This is a genomic window from Marinobacter sp. EN3 (assembly GCF_000475315.1).
In the GTDB taxonomy this organism is placed as follows: Bacteria; Pseudomonadota; Gammaproteobacteria; order Pseudomonadales; family Oleiphilaceae; genus Marinobacter; species Marinobacter nauticus.
Genome location: NZ_AXCC01000023.1, coordinates 109,931 through 126,041 on the forward strand (window position 1 = coordinate 109,931; position 16,111 = coordinate 126,041).

Annotated in this window: 13 protein-coding genes; 6 read left to right on the top strand and 7 right to left on the bottom strand. The window is 57.5% G+C overall.

The window, feature by feature from the left end; all coding sequences use genetic code 11:
• Positions 1-9 precede the first annotated feature (9 nt).
• Positions 10-1,104, top strand: coding sequence for a DUF1513 domain-containing protein (locus tag Q675_RS27855; RefSeq protein WP_023011154.1), 1,095 nt, complete (start codon positions 10-12; stop codon positions 1,102-1,104).
• An 80-nt stretch (positions 1,105-1,184) separates the two neighbouring features.
• Complete coding sequence (locus Q675_RS27860; RefSeq protein ID WP_011786281.1) at positions 1,185-2,498, top strand: MFS transporter; 1,314 nt, start codon at positions 1,185-1,187, stop codon at positions 2,496-2,498.
• Positions 2,499-2,513: 15 nt separating this feature from the next.
• On the opposite strand, the gene Q675_RS27865 is transcribed toward Q675_RS27860, so the two are convergent.
• Entirely contained in the window at positions 2,514-2,882 is a 369-nt protein-coding gene (locus Q675_RS27865) for a DUF4870 family protein (protein WP_011786282.1), read from the bottom strand.
• A 61-nt stretch (positions 2,883-2,943) separates the two neighbouring features.
• Positions 2,944-4,584, bottom strand: a complete 1,641-nt coding sequence (locus Q675_RS27870; RefSeq protein ID WP_011786283.1) for a methyl-accepting chemotaxis protein — start codon at positions 4,582-4,584, stop codon at positions 2,944-2,946.
• A gap of 343 nt (positions 4,585-4,927) precedes the next feature.
• On the opposite strand from Q675_RS27870, the gene Q675_RS27875 reads away from it, so the two are divergent.
• Positions 4,928-7,114 (top strand): PhoX family protein, encoded by a 2,187-nt coding sequence (locus tag Q675_RS27875; protein ID WP_011786284.1) that lies wholly within the window; start codon positions 4,928-4,930, stop codon positions 7,112-7,114.
• 77 nt (positions 7,115-7,191) lie between these two features.
• Here Q675_RS27875 and Q675_RS27880 read toward each other — a convergent pair whose 3' ends face one another.
• Both Q675_RS27880 and Q675_RS27885 read right to left on the bottom strand, forming a co-directional pair.
• Positions 7,192-7,506, bottom strand: a complete 315-nt coding sequence (locus tag Q675_RS27880; RefSeq protein WP_011786285.1) for a hypothetical protein — start codon at positions 7,504-7,506, stop codon at positions 7,192-7,194.
• A 79-nt stretch (positions 7,507-7,585) separates the two neighbouring features.
• Positions 7,586-7,837, bottom strand: coding sequence for a hypothetical protein (locus tag Q675_RS27885; RefSeq protein WP_011786286.1), 252 nt, complete (start codon positions 7,835-7,837; stop codon positions 7,586-7,588).
• Between the two features lie 182 nt (positions 7,838-8,019).
• Here Q675_RS27885 and Q675_RS27890 point away from each other — a divergent pair, with 182 nt between their 5' ends.
• Positions 8,020-9,321, top strand: a complete 1,302-nt coding sequence (locus tag Q675_RS27890; RefSeq protein ID WP_011786287.1) for an alkane 1-monooxygenase — start codon at positions 8,020-8,022, stop codon at positions 9,319-9,321.
• A gap of 66 nt (positions 9,322-9,387) precedes the next feature.
• Here the strand turns inward: Q675_RS27890 and Q675_RS27895 are convergent, their stop codons facing one another.
• Together Q675_RS27895 and Q675_RS27900 are read right to left on the bottom strand one after the other, a co-directional pair.
• Positions 9,388-10,167, bottom strand: a complete 780-nt coding sequence (locus Q675_RS27895) for a crotonase/enoyl-CoA hydratase family protein (RefSeq protein WP_011786288.1) — start codon at positions 10,165-10,167, stop codon at positions 9,388-9,390.
• A gap of 174 nt (positions 10,168-10,341) precedes the next feature.
• Positions 10,342-12,144 (bottom strand): acyl-CoA dehydrogenase, encoded by a 1,803-nt coding sequence (locus tag Q675_RS27900; RefSeq protein ID WP_023011155.1) that lies wholly within the window; start codon positions 12,142-12,144, stop codon positions 10,342-10,344.
• Positions 12,145-12,434: 290 nt separating this feature from the next.
• Between Q675_RS27900 and Q675_RS27905 the strand changes: the two genes are divergently transcribed.
• Both Q675_RS27905 and Q675_RS38295 read left to right on the top strand, forming a co-directional pair.
• Positions 12,435-13,427, top strand: a complete 993-nt coding sequence (locus Q675_RS27905; RefSeq protein WP_023011156.1) for a GlxA family transcriptional regulator — start codon at positions 12,435-12,437, stop codon at positions 13,425-13,427.
• Positions 13,428-13,567: 140 nt separating this feature from the next.
• Positions 13,568-13,732 carry a hypothetical protein gene (locus tag Q675_RS38295; protein WP_023011157.1) on the top strand — a complete coding sequence of 55 codons (165 nt, stop codon included), beginning with the start codon at positions 13,568-13,570 and terminating at the stop codon, positions 13,730-13,732.
• Positions 13,733-13,798: 66 nt separating this feature from the next.
• On the opposite strand, the gene Q675_RS27910 is transcribed toward Q675_RS38295, so the two are convergent.
• Positions 13,799-15,853 (bottom strand): NADPH-dependent 2,4-dienoyl-CoA reductase, encoded by a 2,055-nt coding sequence (locus Q675_RS27910; RefSeq protein ID WP_023011158.1) that lies wholly within the window; start codon positions 15,851-15,853, stop codon positions 13,799-13,801.
• Positions 15,854-16,111 lie beyond the last annotated feature (258 nt).

Sequence of the window (16,111 nt, forward strand, 5' to 3'; positions counted from 1 at the left end):
GGTATACCCATGCACATCCATCGCAGAACCCTGATCAAAGCCACCATCGCCGGAGGTATGGCCGCCACCCTCACCGGCTGCTCGTTGCTCCCCCGCAAAACCGGCCCACAGCCCGAACGCTATGCCGGCGCGGTTGGCCTGCCGGATGGACGCTTTGGCGTGAGTGCCTTTGATCGATCCGGCAACGTTCAGTGGCAGGCGCCGGTAGACACCCGATGCCACAGCGGCTGTAACCGGCCCGGCCGAAAAGATACTCTGTTTTTTGAGCGCCGACCGGGCTGGTCGTTCTATGTTTTCGATGCAGAAACCGGGCAACGCAGACACCGCATTATGGCCCCGGAAGGCGAACACTTTGTCGGCCACGGCGTGTTCTCACCTGATGGCCGGTGGCTCTACGCCACGGCCAGCCGCTACCAGCCCGGCGAAGGCATTGTCGCCGTCTACGATGCCGAGCAGGACTATAAACGGGTGGACACCTTTGAACTGGCCGGCATCGGGCCCCATGAGCTTACCCTGCATCCGGACGGCAACACTCTGGTCATCGGCCTGGGCGGCATTCTGACTCACCCTGATTACGACCGCATCAAACTCAATCTGGATACCATGCAACCGGCCCTGATTCTGATGGACCGCCGGTCCGGCCAGATCGTTGGCCGCTTTCCCCCTGCCCACCACCAGCAGAGCTCCCGCCACGTCAGCGTCAGTACCGAAGGCAAAGTCTATGTTGCCTACCAGTACCAGGGACCGCTCTACAAGCGACCTCCGCTGTTGGCGCGCATAGAAGATGGGCAACTCCGGGAATATCGCTTTGACCCGGAAACCCAGGCCGCTCTCGGCAACTACATCGCCAGCGTGGTGGCCCATCCTGAAAACGACCTGATCGCCGCCGCTTCCCCCGTGGGCGGCACCGCTATTGTCTTCCGCGGCAAGACCGGGGAGCTGGTTGCCAAAGCCCGCATCACTGACTGCGCCGGCATTCAGACTCTGGCAGGAGGCGATTTCCTGGTGTCCTCGGGACAGGGCCGACTGGTGCAACTGAGCGCCGGACAACCTGCGAAAGACATCGCGCGGCTACCGGTACAGTGGGACCACCACCTGGTCTGACCGGCACCGCTGGTCCTCCCGCTTAAGCACACCCGAGCTAACTGGTATGCTTGGCAAACATTTTTCCGGAGGACGGCCCTTTGCCAGCAACCAAACCCGACACCATCGACCAGCTCTACGGACTGATTGCCAACGAAGAGGACGCACGGGTCTGTAAAGACATCCCGGAGGAAGCCTGTCGGGAAGTACCCCGAAACTTCTTCCTGATTCTGTTCAGCAATGTGCTCACCAAACTCGGCGACTTGCTGATCAGCCCCAAGACCGTGCTGGCCTGGCTGATGAGTGCCGTTGGCGCACCGGCTCTGGTAGCCTGGTTGGTGCCTATCCGGGAATCCGGCTCCATGGTGCCGCAGATGGTGATCGCCGCCTGGGTGCGTCGCAAGGCGGTGCGCAAATGGTTTTGGACCCTGGGCAGTTTCGGGCAGGCCGTCAGCGTGGCTGCGATGGCGGCAAGCGTGTGGTTTCTTGAAGGCTATGCGGCAGGTGGCGGCATTGTCGCGGCGCTTATTGTGTTTTCACTGGCCCGGGGATTCTGCTCGGTCTCCATGAAAGACGTTCAGGGCAAGTGTATCCCCAAAACCCGCCGGGGCCGGCTGTCTGGGCTGGCAACCACCATTGGGGGCACCGCCACGGTGGTGCTCACAGGACTGCTGTTCTGGGATCGGGGCGACCCCAGCATTGCGTTCTACACCACATTGCTGCTCCTGGCAGCTACGCTGTGGGTGATTGCCGGGGTTCTGTTTGCCAATGTGGAAGAGTATGCCGGGGAAACAGGGGGCGGTGGCAACGCGATCAACGAGGCTTTTAAAAGTCTGTCGCTGCTACGGGACGATGCGCCCTTCAGGCATTTTGTCATCACTCGTGCACTGCTTTTGTGTTCGGCTCTGGCGTCTCCCTATTTCGTGGTGCTCGCCCAACAGGAATCCGATATTGGCTGGATGCTGGGCGTCTTTCTGCTCGCCAGCAGTCTGGCCAGCTCCCTGAGCGCCAGCTTCTGGGGTTGGGCCGCCGACACCTCCAGCCGCCGAGTGATGATTCGGGGTGCCGCCATGGCCAGCTCGGTCTGCCTGGTGGTTGGTGTTCTTGCACTGGTGCTGGGCCCCGGGTTTGGCGGTGCCTGGTTCTATCCGGTCGCGTTTTTTGTGCTGAGTATTGCCCATGCCGGCGTGCGCCTGGGGCGCAAAACCTATCTGGTGGATATGGCCGGAGGCAACAAACGGACAGACTACACAGCGGTCAGCAATACCGTTATCGGTGTGTTGCTGCTGGTAACCGGGGGGTTCACAGCCGCCATTTCCATGATTTCGGACGTGGCGGTGATTCTGGTATTGGGACTGATGGGGCTGGCGGGCATGCTGAGCGCATTACGCCTTGAAGAAGTGACGGAAGACTGAGCCATCAAGACCCCGTTACATCGGGGTCTTGCCATCGTTCAGGGCCAGGGCACCTTTGACAATTCGGTAGATCACCCAGATCGCAATACCCAGCAGAATAAACCAGCCCACAATCAGCATGGTGGTAATCACCCCGATGACTGTCCACAGCAAACCAATCCAGAAGGTGCGGATCTGCCAGCGGAAATGGGGCTCTATCCAGGTACCACGGACATCATCCAGTTTGACGTAGTTGATGATCACGCCCACCAGTGCCGTCACCCCCCCCAGGAAAAAAGACAACGCCTGCAGGATGTAAACCACCACCGCCAGATTCCTCGTGGAGCTGGGCTCCTGTGATTGCTGGCCGTCAGGTTTTGCGGGGATATACTCGGTTTCGGGCACAGGCGTTCTCCTTGTTACGTCCCCGGCAGTCTATCACAGCCTTGGCGGGTGCCCAGTGCGATCAATTCCCCGCCGGCCGATACCCAACCCGGAACCCGCCCCAGTGCTTGCCGTTCACATAGATGGGCACCGACAGATCGTGCATGATTTCACCGGTGTCCCGGCGATAGGTCTGGAGCAGCATACTTTCGGTATGACTCCCGCAGCGAATGCCAGTGCGATCATTGAACAGTCGCTTGCTCCGGCTTTTCACCAGGTCCACTTCCGGATTACCACTCGGCGGGTGGGCAAAATCCTTGTTATGGGTAGGCACATAACCGTCCGGCGCGCAGGCGATGGAGAACACAATGGCCTCATGGGATTTCTTGATGGGCTCCTGTATTGCCGGAAACATCTGGTCAGTAAACCGATCGAAGCTGCTGGAATACTGTTGGGGCTGGGTGTTGGCAATCGGTGTTCGCTTTTTGTCAAACAGCGCCGCTTCACTCAAACGGCCCTCTCGAATTGCCGCCTCAAACAACTGGCCAATCTGCTGCGCCCCTTCCAGTGCTTTCTCATAAAACGGCCGGTGGTAGCTTTCGCTGCTGTTCAGCGCAAAGGCAGCATTCGCCTTCTCCGCCAGCTCCATCAACGTGGAAGCCTGGTCCGCCAGCGATGCCACACTGGTATCACTTTCGGATATATGGTCACGGACAGACTCAATAGCCGAAAACACCTGGGCCAGACTCTGCTCGTTGTTCTGGTCGATCTCGGCAATACGGGCAACCTGCTGCTGAACCCGGTCGGATTGATCCCGAATCTGATCCAGCTGGCCGCCAACGCTCTCTACAGATGTCAGCCCGTCTTCCACGGTTTTCGCCAGAGATTCAATGCGGGACACAATCTTGGTTGTGTCATTCTGAATTTCGTCGAGGGTGTCCGCCACTTCACTGGTGGCCTGGGCAGTGCGCCCGGCCAACTGCCGGACTTCATCAGCCACCACCGCAAACCCTCGCCCCTGCTCACCGGCGCGGGCCGCCTCAATAGCGGCATTCAGTGCCAATAGATTGGTCTGCTCGGCAATGCCCTGAATGGTTGAGGTCACGCCCTGGATCTTGCCAGATTTTTCGTGCAAGGCCTGAATCAGCCGGAGGTTTTCTTCCGATTGCTGATGCACCAGGCGCACACTTTCAATGGCCGACACCAATGACTGACGCCCTTCCACACTGACTTCGCGATTCTGCAGAGCCATGGTGGCAGCGTTGGTGGCCTGTTCCGACGATTCCCGAACCGATTCTGTGATCTGGCCGGCGTAATCGGCCATCTGGGCGGTTTCTTCCACCTGTCTGTCCAGGCGCTGCTTCACCTGATCCGCCGCAAACGAGACTTCGGCGGCCGAGATGGCACTCTTGTCGGCACTGGCCGAGAGCGTTTCAACCAGGGCCTTGCCAGCCCGGGCATCGGCCAGAAGCTGCGCACATTGAGCCCGCAACGGGTGGTTATCAGCCAGGGAGCCATCATTCAGGCCGTTAATCCCACGCTCTATTGGTTCCAGCACCCTCAATATCAGATAGCCGGCCGCGGCGGCGAGACCAACCAGGAGTCCGATCAACAGAGACGCGGCATCGAGCCCCATCATCGGAGCCACCAGAATGCAGGCAATACCGAGCGCAACAGCAATGCCCACCCCCCATAAAATTGCAGTGCGATCGAGTAAACCCATGGTGCCCTCATCTTTATCATTGCTAACGCAAGCATGTTGTTATTGCAGGCCATCCCTGAGAGTAAAGAAATGATATGGGTTAATAACTGCTACTTTAGTGTGTTTATCAGCTATCGGCCGCCCCTCGATTTTCTTTATTTGCGGTAGCTACCTTTCAGCGTCACTCACAAGGTGCTTTAGGGCTATAGGTCCACTGCAAAAGTTTCTTCTTCAATATGTCACCGATCTGAATCAAAACTGTCACTTACCTTGGCGATCCTTATTTTCTTCGTCGAACTGCCGACCGTCTTGGTCAGCAAATCGAAACGTCCTCCATTCAGTGTCGTGACATAAGGAGAGTAAAATGGGACATCATCCAGTCGAAGACAGCAATCGAAGCAACAATCGGCCATTTGATGAAGTGATCAAAGCGCGTCTTTCGCGACGTAAACTGCTCACTGGTACAGCGTCTGCAGCCACTGTGGGTGTTCTTGGCTCATTGGGCCTGAGCGGCTGCGGAGGCAGCAGCAGTTCAAACAGCCCTGCCACGAGTCCGGACTCTGTTACGATGAACCCGACACAACTGGGTTTTTCTTCGATCCCGGGTGGAATTGAAGACCGGGTTATTCTACCCCCTGGTTATAAAGCTGACGTTCTCTACGCCAAAGGCGACCCCCTGTTCTCCGGCCTGGCGCCCTTCAAAAACGACGGAACCGATGTTGATTATGACAGTCGATCAGGCGATGAGCATGACGGCATGCATTTCTTCGGCATGAATGCATCAGGACAGTACGATCCCGAGGCGTCCGACCGAGGAATTCTGGTTCTTAACCACGAAAACCTTGAAGACAACACGCTGCATGAGACTGCGACGGCCAAAGCAGATGCCATTTTCGCCAACGACATTCAAGAGCTCAAAAAAATCGTTGACCGTGAGATGAACGGGCACGGCGTCTCCTGTGTCGAAATTCGTAAGGAGAACGGTAAGTGGTCCGTCATCACGGATTCACCCTACAATCGTCGCCTGACTGTTTTCACCGAAATGCAGATGCAAGGGCCTGTTGCAGGAGAAGATTTCGTCAAAACCAAACTGACGCCAACCGGAACAACTCGCTACGGCACGATGAACAACTGTGCCAACGGCTACACCCCATGGGGCACGTATCTCGCAGCAGAAGAAAACTGGTACGCTTATTTTCGCGTTGGCAATGTCGATGCCCTGTCCGAAAAGCAGAAGGGCTGGCTCGCACGTTACGGCATCAGTGGAAATGGCTGGGCATACCGCCAATGGGATGAAGTGCCAGGGGATCAATATCAGCGCTTTGGCGTAAACACCAGCGGCTCAACGGCAACCGAGGACTTCCGCTATGAACCCAACCTTCATGGCTACGTGACCGAAGTTGACCCGTTCCGCCCTACACAAAAGCCCAGGGTACGAACAGGACTGGGTCGTTTTTCCCATGAAGGCGCCTGGGTTGCACCAGCGAAAGAAGGTGCCCCTATCGTTATCTATTCGGGCGATGACTCTCGCCGCGAGTACATGTACAAGTTCGTATCGAAAACAGCGTGGACCGAGTCCGACCGCAATGGTGGTTTGGCGGCAGGCGACAAATACCTTGATGAGGGCACACTCTACGTTGCGGTATTCAATGATGATGGCACCGGTGCCTGGAAGGCTCTGACCATTTCCAATCCGGAGCTCAACGGCGACCACACCTACAATGATGACGGCACAACTTACCAGTACAGCTTTGCCTCTGAGGCAGAAGTTCTAGCGAGCGCCCGCCTGGCAGCCGACGTCTTGGGCGCAACGCCAATGGATCGACCCGAATGGGCAGTGGTGCACCCCACCAATGGCGATGTTTATCTGACATTGACCAACGGTAATCCCAGCAACCGTCCGTCCACTGACCTGGATGCAGTAAACCCCCGTGCGGTAAATTCCAACGGCCACATCATTCGCTGGCGCGAGCAAGACGGAAACCATGCCGCCACCGCTTTTGAGTGGGACATTTTCCTTTTTGGCTCGAGTGCCGATGCTTCCGCAGACTACAATGTTTCTGGCCTCACCCCAGACAACGAGTTCTCAAGCCCGGACGGACTTTTTATCGACCCACGCGGTGTAATGTGGATCCAGACTGATGACGGCTCCTCCGGGATTCGCAGCAAAACGAACAACCAGATGTTGGTCGCCATTCCTGGCAGAGTAGGTGACGGCGAAAGCGTTACGGTCACGACATCTGACAACAACGGCCAGGAATCAGTAAACACTTTCATTGGCGGCGACGCAGATGCGGTCAAGTTGAAACGATTCCTTGTTGGACCAAATGGATGCGAAATAACCGGCATCTCGATGACGCCGGACGCTCGCTCCATGTTCATCAACATCCAGCATCCCGGAGAAGGCGGCTCTAAAGAGGCCTTCAACACCGACGTAAGTAATTGGCCTGCCACTTCCCGCGATGCGACCGCATTCGGTGAGGCTGGCAATAGGCCACGTTCAGCTACTATCGTTATCTACCGCGAAGATGGAGGGGAGCTCGCACTTTAATGGTGGGATAAGGAGACCTTAATAAAAGCCTGGCCAGACTCTGTGCTGGCCAGGCTTTTCACTATTGAAGCGAGTAATTACTGAGTCATTTCGTCATAGCCTTCTTCCATGGAGTCAGCTGCTTCTTCCATGGAGTCACCCGCTTCATCCGCGGCTTCTTCAATCTCGTCGCCAGCGTTTTCGGCACCTTCCTGCATTTCACCAATCACGCCTTCATCCTGACCCGTGGCTTCTTCCCAGGTCTCTTCGGTGGCGTTAGCGGCGTCGTCCATCATTTCCTCGGCATTTTCACCCGCTTCTTCAAAATCCGCGCCTTCATCGCTCTCAGAGCTGCAGGCAGAAAGCCCAAGCGTGGCAACCAGTGCGAGTGCGCTCAAGGTAAACTTGTTCATAACATGTCCCTCTGTCGGTATATGTGTACAACGCCAACAGAGTAGAGGCAGCCCGCGGTCAATAGCAATTACCGGGCGATTACTCTTTCGTTAACCGCTCGCCGTCGATCATGATGATGTGGTCCGCCGAGACCACCTGCCCTTTTCCCAGCACCACGAAATCCCGCCCGGCCCGGCTGAGCACATCACGGATAACGCCGTGAACCACGCAGACCTGTCCGTTTGGATCCTGATAGATGATTTCCGCCAGCTTCATGGCCCGTGCATATTCCTGGAGCCGCTGCTGCAACGTCCAGGACATGGTGGCCGGAGATGGATTTGAGGCACTCATTCGACGCTTCCCTGTTTTTTTTTGTTTCCGAAAGTCTGGACCACAAGCTCTGGATTCGCCAGCTGGAGCCTGATTGTCATTAGAGGCCAGTTCGCTTAACCAGACTCTCTTACTTGTTGTATTGCCAGATTGTCCGACATACATTGAACAAACAAACACAACGAGTTCCACGGAGAGCCCATATGAACGCCAAAGTGAAATCCTCGCTCGACACGCACCAGGTCGCCGCGCCCCGGAAAACCGGGACATCGGATTCAAAAGACACCGCCACCAAGGCCGAGACCTGGAAAGATCCCAAGCGCTATATGTGGCTGTTGGGGCCTGCGCTTCCAGGCATTGGCCTTGCCGCTCTGACTGGCTACGCCCTGGCCCCGAAACGACTGAAGGCTCTGGCCTGGACCGGGCCGGCACTGGTGCACGGCATTATTCCGGCACTGGACCGGGCGATTGGTGAAGACAAAAGCAATCCTCCTGAATCGGCGGTAAAGACCTTGGAGCAGGACAAGTATTACGACCGTATTGTGAAGGCGTTTATCCCCACCCAGTACGCCATGACCTTCATGGGCGCCTGGCTGGCCAGCCGGAAAAACACACCACTTGAGGACAAGATCGGCCTGACCCTGACCGTAGGCGCCATCAACGGGGTAGGCATCAACACCGCCCATGAGCTGGGCCACAAGTCCAATAAACTGAACAAACTGATGGCCATGGCCGCCTTGGCCCCCACCGCCTACACCCACTTTGTGGTGGAACATAATTTTGGTCATCACAAGCGGGTAGCCACACCGGAGGACCCCGCCAGCAGCCGAATGGGCGAGAGTTTCTGGAAGTTCCTGCCCCGAACCGTGTTCGGCGGCATCAAGTCGTCGATCAAGATCGAAAAGGCACGCCTGGAACGCAAGGGTAAGAGCTTCTGGAGTCTTGATAACGAACTGCTACAGGGTTGGGCCATGACGGCCGGGTTCTTTGGCGCCACGACGCTGGTCTGCGGCCCGAGGGCGGTGCCGTTCCTGGCGGCACAGGCGGTTTATGGCGCCAGTCTGTTGGAGAGTGTGAATTACATCGAGCACTATGGTCTGTTGCGGCAGAAGGACAAGAATGGCAAGTATGAGCGCACGAAGCCGGAACACAGCTGGAACAGTAATCACATTGTGACCAACCTGTTCCTGTATCAGTTGCAACGGCATTCTGACCACCACGCCCATCCGACCCGGAGTTTCCAGGCCTTGCGCCATTTTGAAAAGGCGCCCCAGTTGCCGGGAGGGTACGCATCGATGCTGTTGCCGGCCTACCTGCCCCAGTGGTGGTACGAGACGATGGATAAGCGGGTGATTGACCACTATGAAGGGGATCTGTCGAAGATCAACTGGGACCCTGATCGCAAGGAGGAGTTGATGGCCAAGTATGCGGACTATGCTGCGAAAGTGGCAGCGGAGGCTGCGGCTCGGCGGGCTGGCTCTTCTTCTGAGTCTGAGGCTGCCTGATTTCGTGGTTTGATTGCCGGCCCCAGCCTGTTGGTTGGGCGCCGGCTGCGGGTTGGGGCAATCCTGCTACTTGCCTTTGAACACCGCCTCTCTTCTCTCCAGGAATGACTGAATTCCTTCTTTGACATCTTCGCTGGCCATGACCGGGCGTAGTTCCGGGAACATACGTTCCTTGGCCGCTTCCTGGCCTTCGGACACGGCAATCTTGGACGATTTCAGGCTGCCCTGAACGCCCAGAGGTGCGGCTTTGGCAATCTTTTCGGCGATTTCCATGGCTTTGTTGAGCTGTTCGCCGGGTTCCACCAGTTCCTGAATCAGGCCCCACTGGTAAGCCTGTTCCGCGGTCCATTCATCACCAGTGAGCAGGTAGCGCTGGGCGTTGCCCCAACCGATTTCGCGCTGCAGGCGAATGGTGGCGCCACCGCAGGCGAAGATGCCGCGTTTCACTTCCAACTGAGCGAAGCGGGTGCCTTTCGCGGCCACGCGGATGTCGGTGTTGAGCATCATCTCGACGCCACAGGTGAAGCAGATGCCCTGGGCGGCGAAGACCACCGGCTTGGTGAGGCTATCGCCGGTAATATCGAAGGGGTCGAGTTCGCCTTCGCCGGGTTCAATGCCTTTACCGTTGGCGAACACGCCGGCCCAGTCATCCAGTTGCAGGCCGCTGGTGAAGTGGTCACCTTCAGCGTACATCACTGCCACGCGCAGCTCCGGATCGTTCTGGAGCTGGTAATAGGCGGCAGCGATTTCGTGGTACATGGCCCGGTTCATGGCGTTCATTTTTTCCGGGCGATTCAGTCCGATCAGCAAAACATGATTTTTCTTATCAACATTTACCAGAGCCATTGCGCTTTCCTTTCATGTTTTCTTGTCAACAGGCTATGCCCATGTGCGGGCGCGAACGGCTGGGAGTCCTTTCAGAGACCGTCTTTGGCCATGGATGGCCAAAGTCGAGCGCACATGGATGTGCTTGTAGCGTGTCCCTGAAAGCGATCCCGGCAGATTGGGCCTACTCCAAACTCAGAACCAATCAGCCTTCATATTCAGACACGTATCATCCTGATTCCGCAGCAGCACCAGATCCTGAGCCACGGTGGGCAATTCCCAGTGGAAGAAGTACTGGGCGGCCTGCAGTTTGCCCTGGTAGAAGTTGCGTTCGCTGTCGCTGTTGGCAGAGGCCAGAGCGTTAGCTGACGCATTAGCCTGCCGCAACCACATCCAGGCGACGATGATGTGGCCGAACAGGTGAAGGTAGCAGCTGGCATTGGCCAGGGTTTTGTCGACTTCGCCGCCCATCAGGGATTTGCCCAGACTCTGAGTGACTTTTACTGCCTGCTGCAGGGTTTCGCTGAGGGACAACGCCCACTGCTGGCAGCGCTCGGTGGTGGCCGCTTGCAGGTCAGCCTGCATTTCCTGCATCAGTAATTGCAGGCCGTGGCTTTGGTCCTGCCAGATTTTGCGGCCCAGCAGGTCCAGGGCCTGGATGCCGTTGGTGCCTTCGTGAATCGGGTTCAGGCGGTTGTCGCGCCAGCATTGTTCTACCGGGTATTCACGGGTGTAACCGGCGCCGCCGTAGACCTGGATCGCCAGGTCGTTGGCTTTCGGACCGTATTCCGAGGGCCAGGCTTTAATCACCGGGGTAAGCAAATCCAGCAGCTTGCCGGCTTCCATTCGTTTCTGGTCATCCGGGTGGGTGTGCTGATCATCCATCAGGCGAGCGCCGTAGAGGCAGAGCGCCAGGCCGCCTTCGCTGTAGGCTTTCTGGGCCAGCAGCATGCGGCGTACGTCCGCGTGGTCGATGATGGGTACTTGCGGGCTTTCCGGATTCTTTTCGCTGGCTTTACGACCCTGCAGGCGGTCCTTGGCGTATTCCAGGCTGTGCATGTAGCCCCGATAGCCAATCACCGCGGCGCCAAAGCCAACGCCGATGCGGGCTTCGTTCATCATCTGGAACATGTACTTCAGGCCCTGATGGGGTTCACCTACCAGGTAGCCGTGGCAGTGGGCATCATCGCCGAAGCTCAGGGCGGTACTGGTAGTGCCGCGATAGCCGAGTTTGTGGATCAGGCCGGCGAGGCTGACGCCGTTGTGGTCGCCTGGGTTGCCGTTCTCGTCCACATGGAATTTCGGGACGATGAACAGGGAGATGCCTTTTACGCCCGCCGGTGCGCCTTTGATTTTCGCAAGCACCATGTGAACGATGTTTTCGGTGATGCTCTGTTCACCGCCGGAGATGTAGATCTTGGCACCTTTGATCTGGTAGTGACCGTCGTCAGTGGGCGTAGCGGAGGTGCGGATGTCCGCCAGGCTTGAGCCGGCGTGGGGCTCGGTCAGGGCCATGGTGCCGCTGTAGCGACCACTGAGCATGTTGGGCAGGAACTTGGTTTTCTGTTCGTCGTTGCCGAATACACGAATCAGGTTGGCGGCGGCGGTGGTCAGAAACGGGTAGCCGGCGGTGCCGGGATTGGCGGCGGTGAAGAAGCCGTTGCAGGCCGCCATGACGGATTCCGGCAGTTGCATGCCGCCGAGGTCGTAGTCGTATCGGCCAGCGAGGAAGCCGGCTTCGGCGTAGGCATCGAAGGCCTGTCTGACGTCCGGGAGCATTTCCACCTGGCCGTTGACGAATTTGGGTTCGTCTTTGTCGGCGGCGCTATTGTGGTTGGCGAATTTTTCTTTCGCCATTTTGTCGGCCGTTTCGATGACGGCGTCAAAGGTTTCTTTGCTGTGTTCGCTGAAGCGCTCGCGCTGGATGAGGGATTCGGTGTCCATCACCTCATAAAGCTGGAAGGCAAGGTCGCGGCGGTCGATCAGGGTGTCGGTCATTCTTGGTCTCCTGTTGATTGGCCATAGCGTCTCATAACGGCTATGGTTGTTGGAATTGTCATTTCTGACTTATTCTTGGCTGAATCCGCCAACCTTTGCGTTAGCAAGACGGCCACTGCCATGGGGATTCTCTTCCGGGAGACGCCGTGAACCCATCCCTGGGGGCTTGAGCGCAGCTTCCTTGCTGCGCACACTCCCGGAAGAGAATCCCCATGCCAGCGGCCTGATTTAGAGAATGCCGTCATGCCAGTTCATGCAACGCCACAAGCCAGAAAACAGGAATTTTCCCAGTGAAAACCGTCACCATCATCGGCTTTAACGGAGCTCTGGCCAGCGCCATCACCGGTATGATTGACCTGTTTCGCCTGGCCGGAGTGACCTGGGCCCGAATTCATGGCGAGCAGCCGACGGCATGGTTCAGAACCCGGCTGCTGACCGAGGATGGCGAGCCCTGCCGATGCATCAATGGCGTGACCCTGTTGGCGGATGGTTCCTGGCAGGATATTGACGAACTGGGTGCCGATGACTTGCTGATTATTCCGACCATTGGTGCACCCATTGATGAAGTTCTGCAAACCAAGCCCCTCCTGATTCAGTGGCTTTCAAAGTTTCAGACTGCGACGCCCGGCGATGTTCGGGTGGCCAGTAACTGTACCGGCGCGTTTTTATTGGCGGCGGCGGGGTTACTGGACGGTCGGGAGGCCACCACACACTGGGGGTTTGGTGAACAGTTCAGACGGCAGTTTCCGGCTGTAAATCTCCATGCCGACAAGCTGGTCACGGTTGATGGCCCTGTGGCCTGCGCCGGGGGTGGTATGGCCTGGTGGGATCTGGGGGTGTATCTGGTTGAGCGGCTGGCAGGTGCGCAAGTGGCCCGTGAGTTGGCGAAGGCGTTTGTGATTGACGCCGGGCGCACGAGCCAGGCTCCCTATAGCGTGCTGCAGGCCAAGCGATACCATTCAGACAAGGTGATTCACCAGGTTCAGGATTGGCTGGAGGCGCATTTCAAAGAGCCGGTTTCATTGCCAGAGCTTTCCAGCTTCGCCGGGTTGTCCGAAAGGTCGCTGTTACGTCGGTTCCGGCAGGCGACAGGGGATTCACCGTCCAGCTATCTGCAACTACTCCGTGTGGAGGAGGCTCGCCGGCTACTCGAATCCTCAACGGGGGGGCTTGAGTCGGTCACCCGGGCGGTCGGATACGAGGATGTGAGTTCGTTCAGCCGGCTGTTTCGTCGGCATACGAAGCTTTCACCGGGCGCCTATCGGGCGAAATTCGGCCGATAGTATGGTGTTACAGGTCACAATTCAGTCTTTGGTAGTGTTTCTGTGGCGCGGGTTATGCATCAAACTGTCTTGTAGGCGATTTTTTGCCGCTGTACGTAAATAATCTTGACAGTATTAAGCCTTCGGGGGAGGTCGTTTCCATGAACGCACCGTTGAAGCAGAGCCGGGCCGATGTACTTAACCGGCTATACAATATGAAGCGCAAGCAGCTCGCGCAGGCCAGTCAGCAGGGTAACAGCCTGCGTTGCCAGGTATTGGAAGCCGAAGCAGAGGCGATTTCCAATGCCCTGAAAACCGTTCGATAGCCATTTATCCAGACAACAGCTATCGAACGCCACTTCCGGTCAACTGATGACGTAGCAGGTCACTTTTTAAATGGCTGCCGCGATTTCGGTTCCCTGACGGATGGCCCTTTTGGCATCCAGCTCTTCCGCCACATCAGCACCGCCAATGAGGTGCGCTTTCACGCCTTTATCCGCAAGCTGGTCGAACAGTTCCCGATAGCTTTCCTGTCCCGCGCAGATGATCACGTTGTCCACGGCCAGAACTCTGGTCTCGCCGGTCTTTCCGTCCTTGTCGGTCAGGGTAATATGCAGGCCTTGATCGTCGATTCGATCGTAACGGCAACCCCGGAGCATTTCGACGTCCCGATGCTTGAGGCTGCTTCGGTGCACCCAGCCTGAGGTTTTGCCCAGGCCGCCGCCGACTTTGCCGGTTTTACGCTGCATCAGATAGATCTTGCGGGGCGATGGGGTCTGCGCCCGTTCAGCCAGGCCACCGGGGCCCTCAAACGTGGGATTCACCCCCCATTCCGCCTGCCATTCAGCCACACTCACCTGTTCGCCTTCCGGGTGTTTGCCAAAGTCGTGAGTCAGGAATTCACTGACATCAAAACCGATACCACCCGCCCCGATCACAGCCACCGACTTGCCCACCGGTTTGTTGTGGCGTAGTACATCCAGGTACCCAAGCACTTTCGGGTGGTCGATGCCTTCAATCTTCGGTGTTCGTGGTTTGACGCCGGTGGCGATAATCACGTCGTCAAAGCCCTGTTTGATCAGCTCGTCGGCCCCCACACGGGTTCCGAGCCGCAAGTCGATTTCCAGCACATCAATCTGACGCTGAAAATAGCGCAGGGTTTCGTAGAACTCTTCCTTGCCCGGGATGCGTTTGGCGTAATTGAACTGGCCGCCAATTTTGTCGTCAGCTTCAAACAGGGTCACCTTGTGCCCCCGTTTTGCCGCCGTGGTGGCTGCTGCCAGGCCAGCGGGACCGGCGCCGACCACGGCTACGTGCCTGACAACAGGCGCTACCGTGAGCACCAGTTCGGTCTCGTGGCAGGCCCGGGGGTTTACCAGACAGGAGGCGCGCTTGGCCTGGAACACATGGTCCAGACACGCCTGATTGCAGGCGATACAGGTATTGATCTCGTCGCCGCGCCCCTGTTCCGCCTTGCGGACAAACTCGCTGTCGGCCAGCAGCGGGCGTGCCATGGACACCATGTCTGCCTTACCGGCAGCAAGGATTTCCTCGCCTTTTTCAGGGGTATTGATGCGGTTGGTGGTACACACCGGAATGTCCACCTCGCCATAGAACTTGGCTGTCACATCCGCAAAGCCGCCGCGGGGTACCGAGGTCACGATGGTGGGGACGCGGGCCTCATGCCAGCCAATACCCGTGTTGATAATGGTCGCACCGGCTTTTTCGATAGCCTTGCCCAGAGTGACGATCTGCTCCCAGGTCTGGCCACCTTCCACCAGATCCAGCATGGACAGGCGGTAAATAATGATGAATTCCGGCCCGACCGCCTCACGCATGCGGCGAACGATCTCCACCGGCAAGCGCATTCGGTTTTCGTAGGGCCCACCCCACTTGTCGGTTCGCTTGTTGGTGCGCTCACACAGAAACTGGTTGATAAAATAACCTTCGGAGCCCATCACCTCAACGCCGTCGTAGCCGGCGAATTTAGCCAGCTTGGCGGCATTCACGAAGTCATTGACCTGCCGTTCCACACCTTTTGTCGAGAGGGCTCTGGCCTTGAACGGACTGATCGGTGCCTTGGTGGCCGAGGCCGACACAATCAGCGGCTGATAACCATAACGACCGGCGTGCAGCAATTGCAGGCAGATTTTTCCGCCCGCTTCATGCACGGCCCCGGTCACATGACGATGCAGCAAAGCAGTCGCACGGTTATTCATCGTAGACGCCAGCGGGGCCAGCTGCCCCACCAGGTTGGGAGAAAAGCCACCGGTTACCATGAGCCCGACGCCACCTTCCGCCCGTTCGGCAAAATACCGGGCGAACTTGTGGATATTCCAGAAACGGTCTTCGAGGCCGGTATGCATCGACCCCATCAGCACCCGGTTCTTGAGCTCAGTGAACCCCAGATCAAGCGGTTTCAGCAGGTTGGGATAGGCGTTGGTCATGGCGCACTCTCATCGAATATTTATCGGGAGTATACACTTGATCAATGGCAAGTTGACTTGACCTGACCGACGGGCCACGTATCATCGCATTTCAAGTTTGACTGACGGAGCAACCATGACCGCAAGGTCCTTCGGCTGCATTAGAATCACCCGCCCACCCGTTACCGCTGACATCGCGCGGCATCGGGGACGCCTTCCGTATTTCCCGGACCCGCCTGTTTCCTGCTGAATCCACCCTGACCCATGCCGACCCGATCC

Excerpts from the sequence above, each read along its gene's own strand:
- Q675_RS27855 (WP_023011154.1), top strand. The coding sequence starts at position 10 with ATGCACATCCATCGCAGAACCCTGATCAAAGCCACCATCGCCGGAGGT.
- Q675_RS27870 (WP_011786283.1), bottom strand. The coding sequence starts at position 4,584 with ATGGGTTTACTCGATCGCACTGCAATTTTATGGGGGGTGGGCATTGCT.
- Q675_RS27875 (WP_011786284.1), top strand. The coding sequence starts at position 4,928 with ATGGGACATCATCCAGTCGAAGACAGCAATCGAAGCAACAATCGGCCA.
- Q675_RS27880 (WP_011786285.1), bottom strand. The coding sequence starts at position 7,506 with ATGAACAAGTTTACCTTGAGCGCACTCGCACTGGTTGCCACGCTTGGG.
- Q675_RS27885 (WP_011786286.1), bottom strand. The coding sequence starts at position 7,837 with ATGAGTGCCTCAAATCCATCTCCGGCCACCATGTCCTGGACGTTGCAG.
- Q675_RS27890 (WP_011786287.1), top strand. The coding sequence starts at position 8,020 with ATGAACGCCAAAGTGAAATCCTCGCTCGACACGCACCAGGTCGCCGCG.
- Q675_RS27895 (WP_011786288.1), bottom strand. The coding sequence starts at position 10,167 with ATGGCTCTGGTAAATGTTGATAAGAAAAATCATGTTTTGCTGATCGGA.
- Q675_RS27900 (WP_023011155.1), bottom strand. The coding sequence starts at position 12,144 with ATGACCGACACCCTGATCGACCGCCGCGACCTTGCCTTCCAGCTTTAT.
- Q675_RS38295 (WP_023011157.1), top strand. The coding sequence starts at position 13,568 with ATGAACGCACCGTTGAAGCAGAGCCGGGCCGATGTACTTAACCGGCTA.
- Q675_RS27910 (WP_023011158.1), bottom strand. The coding sequence starts at position 15,853 with ATGACCAACGCCTATCCCAACCTGCTGAAACCGCTTGATCTGGGGTTC.